Source organism: Bacillus sp. 05T22, assembly GCF_056396765.1.
Genome location: NZ_JBFTMC010000039.1, coordinates 16,205 through 32,261 on the forward strand (window position 1 = coordinate 16,205; position 16,057 = coordinate 32,261).

Genomic DNA, 16,057 nt, shown 5'->3' on the forward strand with positions numbered 1-16,057 from the left:
AGGAATAAAATAACATGTTATTTAAAAGGACAAGGTTAAAACAACAAAAAAGGGAATGTCTATTGGTGTCGGGAAGACTCCATTCTTACGGATGGTTAGATCGATTACTCGAGTTTCAAAGGGGCAAGTTATCTCTCAAACTATCCTAATCTTTAAGATGGGTCTGATTGTCATTAGAATGGACTACAGAGTGTGTATAGTTAAGGTTGAAAGGAGATTACCCATGAACGAGCAACAACGATTAGCAAGTCAACAAGCCAATTCTTCTATGAAAAAAGGAGAAAAAGATTACAGTAAATACTTTGAAAGTGTATATCAGCCGCCTTCTTTAAAAGATGCGAAAAAACGCGGAAAAGAAGAAGTTAAAATTGAACGTGATTTTGGTTTGCCAGAAGAGTTTCGTAACTTTGGTGCCGGAAGAAAGTTTTATATCCGTACTTATGGATGTCAAATGAATGAACATGATACAGAAGTAATGGCTGGTATTTTTACAGCACTTGGATATGAACCAACATTTTCGACAGAAGATGCAGATGTGATTCTATTAAATACTTGTGCCATTCGTGAAAACGCTGAGAATAAAGTATTTGGTGAACTTGGTCATTTAAAACCATTAAAACAAAGAAACCCAGATCTTTTAATTGGTGTGTGTGGTTGTATGTCTCAAGAAGAATCTGTTGTAAATAAAATTATGCAAAAAAACCAGCATGTAGATATGGTATTTGGTACACATAATATTCATCGTTTGCCGTACATTTTAAAAGATGCGATGTTCTCAAAAGCGATAGTTGTTGAAGTATGGTCTAAAGAAGGGGATGTAATTGAAAACCTTCCGAAAGTACGTCGTGGTGATATTAAAGCATGGGTAAATATTATGTATGGATGCGACAAATTCTGTACATATTGCATAGTACCATATACACGTGGTAAAGAACGTAGTCGCCGCCCAGAAGATATTATTAATGAAATTCGTCATTTAGCGGCAAATGGATATAAAGAAATTACGTTGCTTGGTCAGAACGTAAACGCATACGGTAAAGACTTTGAAGATTTAGAATATGGTCTTGGCGATTTAATGGATGAAATTCGTAAGATTGATATAGCACGTGTTCGCTTTACGACAAGCCACCCACGTGATTTCGATGACCACTTAATTGAAGTACTTGGAAAAGGCGGTAATTTAGTTGAACATATCCACTTACCGGTGCAATCTGGAAGTACAGATATGTTGAAAATTATGGCACGTAAATATTCACGGGAACACTATTTAGAACTTGTACGTAAAATTAAAGAAGCGATTCCGAATGCAGTATTAACAACTGATATTATCGTTGGTTTCCCAAATGAAACAGACGAGCAGTTTGAAGAAACGATGTCGTTATATCACGAAGTAGGGTTTGATAGTGCATTTACATTTATTTATTCTCCACGTGAAGGTACACCTGCTGCAAAAATGAAGGATAATGTACCGATGGAAGTGAAAAAAGAGCGTTTACAACGTTTAAATGCATTGGTTAATGAATATTCTATGGAAAAGAATAAACGATATAAAGGCCAAATCGTTGAAGTACTAGTTGATGGAGAAAGTAAGAATAATCCCGATGTGCTTGCAGGCTATACGCGTACCAATAAACTTGTAAACTTCGTAGCTCCAAAATCTGCAATCGGTCAGCTTGTAAAAGTAAAAGTAACGGAAGCAAAAACTTGGTCTCTAAACGGGGAATTGGTTGAGGAGCCAATCGAGGTGAAATAATAGATGAAAGTTTATACAAAAGATGAAATTGTTGAGCAAGCGAAAGAATTAGCGAAAATGATTTCTGAAACAGAAGAAGTGGATTTCTTTAAACGTGCGGAAGCGCAAATTCATAAAAATGAAAATGTAAAACGTGCAATTGATGAAATTAAAACGCTGCAAAAACAAGCCGTAAACTTACAGCATTATGGAAAATGGGAAGCATTGAAAAAAGTAGAAGCGGAAATAGATGCTCTGCAAGATAAACTTGATAGCATTCCGGTTGTACAGGAATTTAAATCTTCACAAACATATGTAAATGATTTACTGCAGCTTGTAGCAAGTACCATTTCTAATAACGTAACGGATGAAATTTTAATTTCGACTGGTGGCAATGTGTTGAAAGGTGAAACGGGTGCTGAAGTAGAGAGTAAAAAAGGGAATTGTGATTGTTAAGGGAGATGTCTTATGGACATCTCTTTTTTGTTTTTATTTTGCTCTATAGTCTTTTGTCAAAAAAAGAATGACACATTCCGCTATTGTCACGCATATGATTAAGTGAATATTGATTGAGGAGGGTTCCGAATGTCCGAATTTAGAGAGATTATTACAAAGGCAGTAGTGGGCAAAGGACGTAAGTATACAAAGTCAACGCATACATGTGAATCAAATCATGAGCCGACAAGTATTCTCGGATGTTGGGTAATTAATCACACATATGAAGCAAGAAAGAGTGGGAAGGCTGTAGAAATTGAAGGATACTACGATGTGAATACGTGGTACTCATTTGATGAAAACACAAAAACAGAAGTTGTAACAGAACGTGTTAGTTACACGGATGAAATCAATATTGGATATCGTGACAAAAATTTTTCAGGTGAAGATTTAGAAATTATTGCCCGCGTTATTCAACATCCAAATTGTTTAGAAGCAATTGTTTCACCAAATGATAACAAAATTGTTGTAACGGTAGAGCGTGAATTTGTAACAGAAGTTGTCGGTGAAACAAAAATTTGTGTAAATGTAAATCCAGATGGATGTCCAGAGGATGAGGATAACTTTGAAGTAGATGATGATGAATTTGAAGAGTTAGATCCAAACTTTATTGTAGATGCAGAAGAAGAATAATAGAAAGCTAGGGAGAATTTCTTCCTAGCTTTTTACATAGTATTAGTGATACTGGATGGAACTATTTTGTATTGAAAATGTGCTATAATGAAGAGAGACTCCTATAAGTGGAGAGAAAATTGTCCGTGAAGTGCGGCATATAAATATAGCACATTTTTATGAAGTATGGAGGAAACAAATGGCACAGTACACCCCGATGATACAACAATATTTAAAGGTCAAGGCAGATTATCAAGATGCCTTTTTATTTTTCCGTTTAGGAGATTTTTATGAAATGTTCTTTGAGGATGCTATAAAGGCAGCACATGAGCTTGAAATTACATTGACAAGCCGAGATGGTGGGAGTAGTGATCGCATACCGATGTGTGGTGTCCCATATCATGCAGCAAAAAACTATATTGAACAGCTCGTTGAAAAAGGATATAAGGTTGCGGTTTGTGAACAAGTAGAAGATCCAAAAACAGCAAAAGGTGTTGTAAGACGTGAAGTTGTTCAATTGATTACGCCAGGAACGATGATGGAAGGGCGCACAATTGATGAGAAAGAAAACAACTTCTTAGCGGCGTTAACTCATTTTGAAGATGGTTCTTATGCACTGGCTTGTAATGATTTAACAACAGGACAAAGTACAGTGACACTATTAACGGGTACGGTAGAAGATGTTTTATTAGAGGTGTATGCAACAGGTTCAAAAGAAATTGTTGTAGATTCTACATTTTCAAAAGATGAGCTAAACAAGCTAACAGAAACATTGAAAATGACAATTTCATATGAAGATGAGACGAAGATTCCTGAAGGGTTGGAACATCTTGTTAAAAATGTGACGCAAACGAAATTAGTTACAGCAGTAGGACGCTTATTGAATTATGTATTAAGAACGCAAAAACGTTCATTGGATCACTTGCAGCCGGTGGATATTTATTATACAAATCAATTTATGAAAATTGATGTACATTCAAAGCGTAATTTAGAGTTAACAGAAACACTTAGAACAAAAGAGAAAACAGGCTCTTTATTATGGCTATTAGATAAAACAAAAACAGCTATGGGCGGCCGTATGTTAAAACAGTGGATGGAACGTCCACTTATACAAAAAGACAACATTGAAGARCGTTTAGAAATGGTTGAAACGTTTGTGAATGAYTAYTTCTTACGTGAAGATTTAAAAGAAAARCTAAAAGAAGTRTATGATTTAGAGCGTTTAGCAGGAAAAGTCGCATATGGTAACGTAAATGCGCGTGATTTACTGCAATTAAGACGTTCACTTCTGCAAGTGCCAGCTATTTTAGAGGCCATTAGTTTATTAGACAATTCTTATGCAGCAAGGTTAATTCAAGGCGCTGATCCATGTGAAAGTTTAACAGAGTTACTAGGAAGAAGTATTCAAGAAAACCCACCGCTTTCTATAAAAGATGGGGATATTATAAAAGATGGCTATAATGACAAATTAGATCAATATCGCTATGTTAGTAAGAACGGAAAAACGTGGATTGCAGAGCTTGAAAAACGTGAGCGTGATATTACAGGGATTAAATCATTAAAGATTGGTTACAACCGTATTTTTGGCTACTATATTGAAGTGACAAAGGCAAATCTTTCTGCTCTTCCAGAGGGGCGCTATGAGCGTAAGCAGACACTTGCAAACGCAGAACGTTTCATCACAGATGAATTAAAAGAAAAAGAAACATTGATTTTAGAGGCAGAAGAAAAAATTGTACAGCTAGAATATGATTTATTCACTGCACTTCGTGAAGAAGTAAAGGTGTTTATTCCTAAATTACAGCATTTAGCGAAAGTTATTAGTGAACTAGATGTACTGCAAAGCTTTGCAACAGTAAGTGAAGAAGAGCAATTTGTAAAACCAGTTTTAACAGATAAACGTGAAATCTTTATAAAAGATGGTCGCCATCCTGTTGTAGAAAAAGTATTGAACGGCAAATTGTATGTTCCAAATGACTGCATGATGCCTGAAAATATGGATGTCTTTTTAATTACGGGTCCAAACATGTCTGGTAAGAGTACGTATATGCGTCAATTAGCACTTGTTACTGTTATGTCGCAAATCGGTTGTTTTGTACCAGCAACAGAAGCGGTGTTACCTGTCTTTGACCAAATCTTTACGAGAATCGGTGCAGCAGATGATTTAATTTCAGGTCAAAGTACATTTATGGTCGAAATGTTAGAAGCGAAAAATGCAATTGCGAATGCATCGGAAAGAAGTCTAATTCTATTTGATGAAATTGGACGCGGTACATCTACGTATGACGGTATGGCACTCGCACAAGCAATCATAGAACATATTCATGATCAAATTGGAGCGAAAACATTATTCTCAACACATTATCACGAACTAACTGTATTAGAAGAAAGCTTAGAGCAACTGAAAAATGTACACGTTTCAGCTATTGAAGAAAACGGAAAAGTTGTTTTCTTGCATAAGATTCAAGATGGTGCAGCGGATAAAAGTTATGGTATTCACGTTGCCCAGCTTGCTGAACTGCCAGATAGCTTAATTGCTCGTGCGAAAGAAGTGTTAGCACAGCTAGAAGGACAAGAGGAAATCATCATTCCAAAACGAGTGGAAGTGAAAGTACAAGAAGAAATTGTCCAAGAACCAGTCGTTGAAAAAGAAAAATCAGAACCGCAGCTAGAAGAGAAAGAAGAATCTGCAGAATCACAGCTATCTTTCTTTACTACAGAACAGCCTGTGAAAAAAGAAGACAAGCCTATGTTTGATCAAAAAGAAACAGCTGTATTAACACAAATTAAAAAAATCGATTTACTTGATATGACTCCTCTAGAAGCTTTAAATGAATTGTATCGTTTGCAGAAAAAGTTAAAGAAAGGATGAGTAAGTAGATGGGGAAAATTCGCAAACTCGATGATCAACTCTCTAACTTAATTGCCGCAGGGGAAGTAGTCGAACGACCTGCTTCAGTTGTAAAAGAACTTGTCGAAAATTCCATCGATGCGAATAGTACATCTATTGAAATCCACTTAGAAGAAGCTGGATTATCAAAAATTCGCATCATTGATAATGGAGATGGCATTGCTGAAGAAGATTGTATTGTTGCTTTTGAGCGACATGCAACAAGTAAAATTAAAGATGAAAATGATTTATTTCGCATCCGCACGCTCGGTTTCCGTGGTGAGGCATTGCCAAGTATCGCATCTGTTAGTGAATTAGAGTTAGTCACAAGTACAGGAGATGCACCAGGTACACATCTTATTATTAAGGGCGGAGACATTATAATGCAGGAAAAAACAGCGAGCCGTAAAGGGACAGATATTACGGTTCAAAATCTGTTTTTTAACACGCCAGCACGCCTTAAATATATGAAAACAATTCATACAGAGCTTGGGAATATTACAGACATTGTATATCGCATTGCTATGTCCCATCCAGAAGTATCTTTGAAATTGTTTCATAATGAGAAAAAAATGCTACACACTTCAGGGAATGGTGATGTGAGGCAAGTACTTGCCGCAATTTACAGCATTCAAGTTGCGAAAAAACTCATTCCGATTGAAGCGGAATCATTGGACTTTACCATTCGTGGATATGTGACGTTACCTGAAGTAACGAGAGCATCTCGTAATTACATATCTACGATTGTAAATGGCCGTTACGTTCGAAACTATGTCTTAATGAAAGCAATTCAGCAAGGGTACCACACATTACTTCCAGTGGGACGTTATCCAATCGGTTTTTTATCAATCGAGATGGATCCAATGTTAGTTGACGTGAACGTTCATCCAGCGAAATTAGAAGTGCGTTTTAGTAAAGAGCAGGAATTACTGCAATTGATTGAAAAAACATTGCAGGACGCGTTTAAAAAAATACAGCTCATTCCAGATGCTGGTGTTACAACAAAGAAAAAAGAAAAAGATGAAAGTGTACAAGAGCAATTTCATTTTGAACATACAAAACCGAAAGAAGCACCACTGCCAAACATCGTCTTACCGACTGGAATGGATGAGAAACAAGAAGAAATCCAAGCCAAACCACAAAACAAAAATTTACTTTGGCAACCACCAAAGCAGGAATGGCAGCCGCCAGAATCTTTAGTAAAAGAAGAAAATAGTTGGCAACTTTCTAAATCAATGATTGGAGAATCTGTCCAAGACGGGAATGAATGGGATAACAGCGAGGAAGATTTTGAATTAGAAGAAGTAGCAGAAATCCAAGAAATCGAAATGAATGGAAACGACTTACCACCGCTTTATCCAATTGGGCAAATGCATGGAACCTATATTTTTGCCCAAAATGATAAAGGTTTATATATGATTGACCAGCATGCAGCGCAAGAGCGAATCAATTATGAATATTTCCGTGATAAAGTAGGACAAGTAACGAAAGAAGTACAAGAATTGCTCGTACCATATCGTATTGATTTATCTCTCACTGAATTCTTACGTGTCGAAGAGCAATTAGAGGAATTGAAAAAGGTAGGGTTATTCTTAGAACAATTTGGTCATCAATCCTTTATCGTTCGTTCGCATCCAACGTGGTTCCCAAAAGGACAGGAAATAGAAATCATCGATGAAATGATGCAGCAAGTTGTCAAACTAAAAAAAGTCGATATAAAAAAACTGCGTGAAGAAGCAGCCATTATGATGAGCTGTAAAGCATCGATCAAAGCAAATCAATATTTAACGAACGATCAAATATTTGCTTTGCTAGAAGAACTACGTACAACRACAAATCCTTACACATGTCCGCATGGTAGACCTATWCTKGTGCATCATTCKACGTATGAACTGGAGAAGATGTTTAAGCGGGTGATGTAGGAGAGTTGTCCAAAGAGAAAGAAGTCCGCTACTGCGTATAAAAAAACGTCTTTATATTCTTATATTAAAAAAATAATGGTGTTAGAGAGTAACTCATTGTTAGAAATAAGGCTATATAGTGCATTGAAGTGAGGTAGCTAATTGTCGATTTAAAACAAAGTTGTACCGTTTATAAAAAAGTCATACCGTTTTGAAGAAAGTTTAACCGTTTATAAAAAAGATGTACCAAAATTAACTACACTCTGTTATTTCACTAAAGGTGCAGGATAGTTGTGCGAAATAAATGGAGAATGGTCACATTACTCTGGTAAAGGCTAGACCGTTTCATCTTGATGAAACGGAAGGATTATATCGAAGAGTCGAATGATAGGGTAACGCCTTGAAAGGCTCTTTCTGCGTCGAATAGCCACGACATTGAGTAAGAAGTTTCGTGTTATAAGCTCGGCAAATAGGCGTGAGAATTTACCGTAACAGTATCGGCTGACGAAAACCTTACCCGAGGGGGCGGTGTAAATCCTGATGCTTGAGTTGAACAAATATGGTGAGAATGCAATGCATCTTACAATAAGAAATGGGGTTGCTGACGAACTTTCGAATGTACGGGTCTAGACCTGCAATACATAGAAATGTGTATCTCACCTTGTGTGAAGTTAGTAGTGGATGAGTAAAACTAGCTAATATGAAAATCCATGATACGTTACAGGCGTATGAAGATTAACAGGCTCACAGGAAATACCTACGTTTGTTCTATAATAGATATAATTCAACGTTGTAAGCTGATAACGTGGAGGGCTTACTCCCTTTGAAGCGTTGAGTTGGAAAGTATTTGTGAGATTAGCGAATGTATAACTTCTCTTTATATCAGTGAAAGTGGTAGCACAGTATCGATGAAATGTCTAATCCACATGGAGGGATAGCCACTAGACTAATGAAGGATTATTTGTTCATGCAAGGCAAATCTTTATCAATTAATAAGGTTTTTGTGAGACTAATAGAGGTTCACCTTTTGCGAAAGGCACCGACTTATTAATACGGAAGAATTGAGGCTCTGAAGATACACAGTATCAGAAGTGTCAATGAGCAAATAAATTTGGATTAGTTGGGGCGCCGTATGCGATGAAAGTTGCACGTACGGTGCTAACGAGGGGAAAAGGGAGCGATAACTTCAAACCCTTACCTATTCGTATGAATAAAAAAATAATATTGAAAATTGGTTATAGGGAGGAGAAATATCCGAATGGTTATTTTATGAAATTAGATAGGCAACACAGATACACCTGATTTTTATTAAGCTGCTAATTTAAAATAGAGGTGATTGTCTTGGATATTGATGTAAAAATTGAACAATTATTTTTAATTGAAGAACATCTTAATGAGCTTTCAGAACTTTTAATAAAGGTCGTAGAAGATGGGGCTTCGATTGGATTTTTACCACCAATGGGAAAAGTAGATGCAGAGAAGTACTGGGAAACCGTTCTTAGCCCCGAAGTGATTTTATTTGTTGCTAAATCAAACAATCAAATTGTTGGAAGTGTACAGTTACAATTATCGACGAAGCAGAATGGAAGCCATAGAGCTGAAATCGCAAAATTAATGACACACCCCAATTATCGACGTAACGGTATTGGTCGTTTACTTATGCAAAGAGCTGAAGAAATAGCAAAACAGAAGGATAGGTCATTATTAGTTCTTGATACAAGAGAAGGAGACCCTTCCAATAAACTATATACTTCATTAGGCTATATTCAAGCTGGGCGGATTCCTAACTATGCGAAATCTGAGAATGGTGAATTAGCTGCTACCATCTTCTACTATAAAAATAACAATCAATCTTCTTGAACTAACAGGTGCTTTCGTATTATAGAGTTCAGCCAGATATTACTGGTTGAACTTTTTTATAAAAAACAGCTCTTAAAAATAAAAGTAAGCTATCGTTTTGATCAATCTGTATTCAAAACGATAGCTTTTTATATGCAGTGAAATTAATAGTTTAGAGTGACTTTTAATTCTAAACCTACATAAGTATACATTCAAGTCCACGAAAGGCACTCTAATGAGTGCGTTTACTTTCACAAGTAGTTCTCTTTGTTTTTTTAGAAATTACAACATTTCTTATTTCAAACCGAAATTACGTGATAATTCTTCATCATGAGAAGCAACAGCCTCTGCAGTTTTGTTAAGTTGAACATTAATCTCATGTAATAATTGTGAGAAGCTTTCTACTTTTGGTCTTAAATCGTTGAATTGTCGATCAAAACCTTCAAAAGCACGGCCTTCCCATTCTCCACGTGATTCATTTTGTAATCCTTGTAATTTTCCAAGAATGTCTTTAATTTCATCAGAACTCCGTCCGTATAGTTTAGCTTTTGATTTTAGCTCCTCAGGACTCATACGAATTTGTCCAGCCATTTTAATCTCTCCTTTAGTACATAATGAGTAAAATATATATTGGTTAATTTTACCGAAAATATTATGATATATTGTTTGAAACTTTTAAAGATTTTATTTTTCTCTAATAAAAAACAAGAGTAATCGCAAAGACTACTCTTGTTTTTTTCCTTCTTTTCTTTTTTAATTTCAGATACCGATTTTTCAGATTTTTTTATAAGTTTTCCAAGTTCTCCAGAACGCCCCAATTTTCTTTCAAAAGTATCATTATCATCAAGGCCAGCATCAAACCATAATTCTCGATTATCATTTATATATCCTTTTATATGAGGAACTCCCATTGGGCTTATTTTATGAATCGATAAGAAGAGGTATCCTTTTCTCAAAGAAGTGCCATCACAGCCCTTACAAGAAGTATTTTTACGATTGGAAAAGGCATATGATTGCTTTTTTCGTGGGGATGTGGGCTGGGGTGCTTTTCGCAGGATGCTTTTGTATAAGTGCAAGAAATTTGGAGGCCTACTTGTGAAAGTAGATCCAGCATACACATCGCAAGATTGTTCTAGTTGTGGAAATCGTGTGAAAAAATCACTTTCTATTCGGACGCATATTTGTGCAAAGTGTGGAACGGTATTAGACAGGGATCATAATGCAAGTCTAAACATTTTGCGAAAAGGGTTAGAACAATTACTTGTGAGAACGATTGAAGACTGAAACTGTAGGGCAAGGTTGTGTCCAAACAGTATAACCGACGCCTGTGGAGAGTATGTAAGACTGCTTGGATTCTCAAGCAGCAACACTCTATGAAACAGGAAGCTCCTTCTTCAAACGACTCGTAAGAGTGTTAAGGAGGGGTCATTCACTCGTTTTGGATAAATGTCTTAGATTGATGGATGTGTGGTGTTATCTCTAATATAACAAAAAAGTAATAAAAATTACTTATATGATAATTTTGTTTCGTTTGATTAAAAAATATTTCATTTCTGTTACAAAAACTATTGATTATATTTAAACATCGTAATATAATTCTGTTTATGGAAATAAAAACTAAAATTACTCATTATTTGGGGGATATGGAAAATGAAGAAAGCTATTTTACCAGTTTTAATGTCTGCAATGTTTGTAGTTCCTGCAGTATCTCATGCCGAAAATCAAGAAACTATGAAAAAGATTACTCCAAAAACAGAACAGACAATGCAGCAAACAGGTTGGGTAAAAGACGGAGGTACATGGTATTTCTATGATCAAAATGGTATGAAGAAAACTGGTTGGTTACAAGATGGAGGAAAGTGGTACTATTTTGATGCAAGCGGAAAAATGAAAACGGGTCATATTGAAGAAGAAAATGGAGCTTACTTATTAGGAGCAGACGGTGCACTGTATACTAATGAAGGATGGGTTCAATATGAGGGAGATTGGTATTACGTTCTCCAAGGCGGAAATCTACACATGGGCCATCTTGAATATAATGGTAAGACATATTATTTAGATGGATTTAGTAAAGGGAGAATGCGAACAGGTTGGGTAGGAGAATACCGTACTTTTAGCTATTTTCTTGAAGATGGATCCATGGTAACAGGGTGGAATTTAATCAAGAATGAGTGGTACTACTTTAATGACAAGGGCATTAGCTATAATGGTTGGTTGAACTATAAAGGAAGCTGGTATTACTTTGTTAGTGGTAAGATGCAAACAGGTTGGGTACAAGATAAGGATAATTGGTACTATATGAATGCAGATGGCACAATGCAAACAGGTTGGGTACAAGATAAAGGGAATTGGTATTATCTAAATGCAGATGGTACGATGAAAACTGGCTGGATACAAGATAAAGGGAATTGGTATTACTTGGATGAAGACGGACGTATGACTTTAAAGTTAAAAACTATTAATGAAAAGACATATTACTTTGGTTATGAAGGGGTTATGTCTACAGGGTGGATAAGTTTTGGTAGATCCGATACCGATGCAGTATGGCGTTATTTCATAGAAGATGGTTCTATGGCTACGGATTGGAGAAAAATTGAAGGTAACTGGTATTACTTTGATAACTACGGATATATGGCTACTGGATGGCAGAATATCAATGGAAAATGGTATCAATTTGCCGATAATGGCGTTATGATGTAACAAAAGGTCTTTTAAACTGAATATATGACACCAGATATTTATTTTAAGATATTTTTATAATGAAAAAAGGCACCTGTGAGGGCATAGCCATCAAGTTAACAAAAATAAATCGGATGCTAAAAAGCATCCGGTTTATTTTTGTTAGATATAGAATACAAGTTTTTATATTTGGACATACTCAAATAAGACTTCAACATATTTTATTTTTTAAGCGGTGTGTTGAAGTGAATTTTGATATTCTTGAGTGATGCCAAGAATATCAAATGGTGAATATTTGGTATACCGATGTGCTTTCCTACCATTTTTTGATAGGTCTTCGAACAATCTGACAAGAATGGGAATCATGTCTCGACAGGATGTGAACAGCACATCGCGTATACTTGAAAAATAAATATATACCATATACGTTGCCTTATATTCACTGATTTCTTTCTGTTTTCTCTCCCAGATGAGTCTCCTCATTTTATAAGTTATACCTGCGATCAGACATAGCGCAATCAATTGTCCATACAAATGGCACTGGAAGCGTTCAAGTTTTATCTTTTTTACCGCATGAATATGAAAAATAGATTTCCATGTTTTAAACAAAATTTCAACTTGCCAACGAAGAGAATAGAGCTGATAAATTTTATGGGACTTCATTTCAGTTTCACTTATATTTGTAATAAATAAGTTGATACCACTCGCGTATTTAGGCATTCGTCGTTTATCTTTTTTATGCCGTTCTAATCGTTTTGTATGTTCAGGTTCTGTTAATTTATAGACGATCAAACGAGTTGCTTGTTTTTGATGAAATCCGATATATACTCGAGAGAACTCGATATATTCTCCTTCTTTTAATTGTTTTGAGATGGTTTCTACATCAATCAGTTCCCATGCGTCTTCTTGTTTTCTATATATTTGCGTATTCCAACGGATACGTGAAATATATGAAGCTCTCTTTTCCTCCATTTTCTTAAAATCATCGATATAAAAATATCCTAAGTCTCTAATACATAAATCACCTGGCTCTAATGTATCTGTTCGGGTTTGTCCATACACGTTATCATTACTAACCGCGGGATTCACATCCATTTGAAGAAAGTTTCCAGATAATAAATCATACTCTAGTTGGATTTTGACTCCAGCTTCTGATCCACCACCCCAAAATCCCTTGTATACCCCTGAATAGTGATTAGGAAGTTGAAACATGGTAGAATCTAGAATTTGAATTCGTTTGAAATCCCCTCCAAAGGATGGAGTAGGACAAATATTTTGATGAAACAATTTAGAAAAAATTTGTTTGAAAAATTGAACAGTATGAGGATTGAAACGTTGATTCAACCCTTCAGAAGATAGGGAGACACTGGTTGTTTCATTCAATTTGGCACATAGACTAGCTAAAGATTCTGTTCCAACTGTTTTACTTAGGAAGACACATAAAGAAACGATATCTTGCGCTTTACATTTTCTTGCACGTTGAATCATCCCTGTTTCACGCGCGAGTGATTCTAAAAATGAAAGTGAAAATGTATTCTTTAATTCCTGATCTAATAATTGTAATTCTTTTGTAAGACTCATTGAAGACATAAAAACAGCCACCCTTTCATGGATACTCCATGAAAGGGTGGCTGTTTTTGATGAAAATTATACATAACCTTAACTTGATGGATGTGTGGCAGGACCCCTAATATCTATTAATAAAAGCAGTTTTTCTCGGATAGTTGAGGGCATCATCCTCAAAATATATGGATATATATTCAAATAATAATATTATAATATAACATTAAAAAATATACGCCAAGCCTATGATTATGCATCCGTCTTGGCGTTTTCCTTTAAACAATACCTAAGTTCGGTTTCAGTCTTCGATTGCTTGGTAGACCGTGGTCCAGAAGTCTTGGATAAGATGCGATGAGTCCGGAGTGGACATCCCAACCTGGGTGAACAGGATTCCAGTAAACTGTTTGTCTGGATCAGCGTAAGCTGCAGTGCCGGTTCCGCCATCCCAGCCGAACTGACCGATAGACGCGTAGTCTCCAAGATAGGTGCGCACCGCCATCCCAAAGCCCCAGCCGCCTTGTATCCCTTGGCCAAACGACAAATGGACGTTGTTTTTGGCCAAATCGTCTCGGTATACTTGTTGTTCAGGAGTAAGACGGTTGGTGGTCATCAGCTGGACCGCAGGTCGGGACAGGATCCGTTTGGTTCCGTGCATCCCTTTGTTCAACAGCATCTGCAAATACGCGTGATAATCGTCGACGGTTGCGAGCAGCCCACCACCGCCTGCTTGGAATGCTGGAGGTTTGCTGTAACGTCCGCCTGCACCCTCATCCCACACGATGAACTCACCTGTCTGCGGATCGGGGTTGAAGGCAGGTGGAAGCCGGTCAATCTTACGCTCAGGCACGTAGAAGCCAGTGTCCTTCATTCCCAGTGGATCAAAGATGCGTTCGCGCAGGAACGACTCGAATGTCTGACCCGTGACCCTGGCAACAAGCACGCCAAGCACTTCAATACTGATATGATACTGCCACCGCTCTCCGGGCTGGTAGCTTAGCGGAAGTGCACCTAGGCGACACATAAACTCATCTGGATCGGGCATATCCTGCCCTGGCGTGTCGAATATCCCACTCTCGAAGAACGTGTTCATGATCGGAGAACCCATCAACGTGAGATCCACTCCGAGCCCGAATGTGGAGGTCAACAGGTCTCGTACAGTGATAGGACGCCGTGCTGGGACGGTCTCTTCCAGCGGACCATCGGGCCGTTTCAACACCTGCCGGTCGGCGAGTTCGGGCAGCCATTTGTCTACTGGGTCGTCCAAATGCAGTTTGCAATCGTCGAGCAGAACCATTACCGGTGAAACTGCGATCGGCTTGCTAGTGGACGCCAATCGAAAGATCGTGTCCCGACGCATTGGTGCGCCACCATCATGCCTCATTGTTCCAAGCGCTTCGACGTGCGTCTCGCCGTTTCGGCTGACTAAGGCGACGAGCCCAGGAATCTTTCCAGAATCGATATGCTGCGCCAGTACATTGCGCATTTTGCGCAACCCTGTTTCAGAAAAGCCTTTATTGTTTTGTCCCATTTTGTTCTCCTTTAGTTTAGATTGAGATTTCTAATACATATTGGTAAACAATTATTAGTTCTTCAAATAGAAAAATTCCCCTTTTTAATAATTTCGACAAAATGTATTTATGTATATCCTATACATGTGAGGTTAACATAACCCCGCATTATCGGTAGCAAGGATAAAGGTGGATTCCTACTCTCACAAGGAATCCGCCTTTTTCTTTTTCTATGACTCTATTCATTTTTCTATACATTCCTATTCTGGCGTGGGTTTCAGGGTTCCCGTTTGTTATTGGATTGGCCGAAAAACTGTATAAAATCTTGCATGCTCTTAGCGTAGTTTTTTTCCGAAATGCTGGCGATACCCCATGCCCATCAAGCTAATATTTTGAAGTGTCCCCAAAACGAAAATTTTATTATTTTACAGTTATTTATGGGAATTCAACTCATTTTCTTCGTTTTGGGGAACTACCAATTTCTTAAGTTGATGGATGTGTGGCAGCATCCCATCGCTATCAAGCTAAGATTATGCAAAGTCAATTTTAGGCGGGATTGTTTCTTTTTTCTAAAGGGCAAGTGTAGGTGATTGAAAGATTTGCATACGAAATAAACCCTAACGGGTTTCATTTTTTGAATTAAGCGGCTTGATTATCAGACATGGTACAATTGTAAACGACACCTAATATATCAAAGACCGTTTTTTTCTTATATCGATGAGATTTCCGCCCGTTTTGCTGTAGGAGATTGAACAGGCGAAGTAACACCTTTGATAGCTCGTGAGTGTTTTTTTGTATAGTTTGGAATAGAAGAAGAAAATAGTCTTTAATCATATAT

The 16,057-nt window shown here is 37.1% G+C and carries 9 protein-coding genes and 4 pseudogenes; 8 read left to right on the forward strand and 5 right to left on the reverse strand.

Annotation, left to right across the window (positions count from 1 at the left end):
• Nucleotides 1-223 precede the first annotated feature (223 nt).
• The 6 genes from miaB to AC1DIT_RS13700 all read left to right on the forward strand — a co-directional run bounded on the left by miaB (nt 224) and on the right by AC1DIT_RS13700 (nt 9,490).
• Nucleotides 224-1,753, forward strand: a complete 1,530-nt coding sequence (gene miaB, locus AC1DIT_RS13675) for a tRNA (N6-isopentenyl adenosine(37)-C2)-methylthiotransferase MiaB (RefSeq protein WP_016133214.1) — start codon at nt 224-226, stop codon at nt 1,751-1,753.
• Nucleotides 1,754-1,756: 3 nt separating this feature from the next.
• Nucleotides 1,757-2,188 (forward strand): YlbF/YmcA family competence regulator, encoded by a 432-nt coding sequence (locus tag AC1DIT_RS13680; protein WP_016115911.1) that lies wholly within the window; start codon nt 1,757-1,759, stop codon nt 2,186-2,188.
• Nucleotides 2,189-2,317: 129 nt separating this feature from the next.
• Nucleotides 2,318-2,860 carry an outer spore coat protein CotE gene (cotE, locus tag AC1DIT_RS13685; RefSeq protein ID WP_016115910.1) on the forward strand — a complete coding sequence of 181 codons (543 nt, stop codon included), beginning with the start codon at nt 2,318-2,320 and terminating at the stop codon, nt 2,858-2,860.
• A 178-nt stretch (nt 2,861-3,038) separates the two neighbouring features.
• Nucleotides 3,039-5,711, forward strand: a complete 2,673-nt coding sequence (mutS, locus tag AC1DIT_RS13690; RefSeq protein WP_016115909.1) for a DNA mismatch repair protein MutS — start codon at nt 3,039-3,041, stop codon at nt 5,709-5,711.
• 8 nt (nt 5,712-5,719) lie between these two features.
• Nucleotides 5,720-7,651, forward strand: a complete 1,932-nt coding sequence (gene mutL / locus AC1DIT_RS13695; RefSeq protein WP_016115908.1) for a DNA mismatch repair endonuclease MutL — start codon at nt 5,720-5,722, stop codon at nt 7,649-7,651.
• A gap of 1,320 nt (nt 7,652-8,971) precedes the next feature.
• On the forward strand, nt 8,972-9,490 hold the full coding sequence (locus AC1DIT_RS13700) for a GNAT family N-acetyltransferase (RefSeq protein WP_016115907.1): 519 nt from the start codon (nt 8,972-8,974) through the stop codon (nt 9,488-9,490).
• Between the two features lie 273 nt (nt 9,491-9,763).
• On the opposite strand, the gene AC1DIT_RS13705 is transcribed toward AC1DIT_RS13700, so the two are convergent.
• Complete coding sequence (locus AC1DIT_RS13705) at nt 9,764-10,060, reverse strand: WXG100 family type VII secretion target (RefSeq protein WP_016115906.1); 297 nt, start codon at nt 10,058-10,060, stop codon at nt 9,764-9,766.
• 137 nt (nt 10,061-10,197) lie between these two features.
• A pseudogene (locus tag AC1DIT_RS13710) lies at nt 10,198-10,395 on the reverse strand (DUF1433 domain-containing protein); the annotation flags it as partial.
• A gap of 103 nt (nt 10,396-10,498) precedes the next feature.
• Here AC1DIT_RS13710 and AC1DIT_RS13715 point away from each other — a divergent pair.
• Together AC1DIT_RS13715 and AC1DIT_RS13720 are read left to right on the forward strand one after the other, a co-directional pair.
• A pseudogene (locus AC1DIT_RS13715) lies at nt 10,499-10,753 on the forward strand (RNA-guided endonuclease InsQ/TnpB family protein); the annotation flags it as partial.
• 366 nt (nt 10,754-11,119) lie between these two features.
• A complete protein-coding gene (locus AC1DIT_RS13720) occupies nt 11,120-12,169 on the forward strand; it encodes a glucan-binding protein (protein WP_016115903.1) in 1,050 nt (349 codons plus the stop codon).
• 295 nt (nt 12,170-12,464) lie between these two features.
• Here AC1DIT_RS13720 and AC1DIT_RS13725 read toward each other — a convergent pair.
• The 3 genes and pseudogenes from AC1DIT_RS13725 to AC1DIT_RS13735 all read right to left on the reverse strand — a co-directional run.
• A pseudogene (locus AC1DIT_RS13725) lies at nt 12,465-13,738 on the reverse strand (IS4 family transposase).
• A gap of 271 nt (nt 13,739-14,009) precedes the next feature.
• Nucleotides 14,010-15,239, reverse strand: a complete 1,230-nt coding sequence (locus tag AC1DIT_RS13730; RefSeq protein ID WP_016115901.1) for a serine hydrolase domain-containing protein — start codon at nt 15,237-15,239, stop codon at nt 14,010-14,012.
• Nucleotides 15,240-15,858: 619 nt separating this feature from the next.
• Nucleotides 15,859-16,057, reverse strand: a pseudogene (locus tag AC1DIT_RS13735) (IS4 family transposase); the annotation flags it as partial.

Bases quoted from the DNA above. Each gene is read 5' to 3' on its own strand.
- miaB (WP_016133214.1), top strand. From the start codon at position 224: ATGAACGAGCAACAACGATTAGCAAGTCAACAAGCCAATTCTTCTATG.
- AC1DIT_RS13680 (WP_016115911.1), top strand. From the start codon at position 1,757: ATGAAAGTTTATACAAAAGATGAAATTGTTGAGCAAGCGAAAGAATTA.
- cotE (WP_016115910.1), top strand. From the start codon at position 2,318: ATGTCCGAATTTAGAGAGATTATTACAAAGGCAGTAGTGGGCAAAGGA.
- AC1DIT_RS13705 (WP_016115906.1), bottom strand. From the start codon at position 10,060: ATGGCTGGACAAATTCGTATGAGTCCTGAGGAGCTAAAATCAAAAGCT.
- AC1DIT_RS13720 (WP_016115903.1), top strand. From the start codon at position 11,120: ATGAAGAAAGCTATTTTACCAGTTTTAATGTCTGCAATGTTTGTAGTT.
- AC1DIT_RS13730 (WP_016115901.1), bottom strand. From the start codon at position 15,239: ATGGGACAAAACAATAAAGGCTTTTCTGAAACAGGGTTGCGCAAAATG.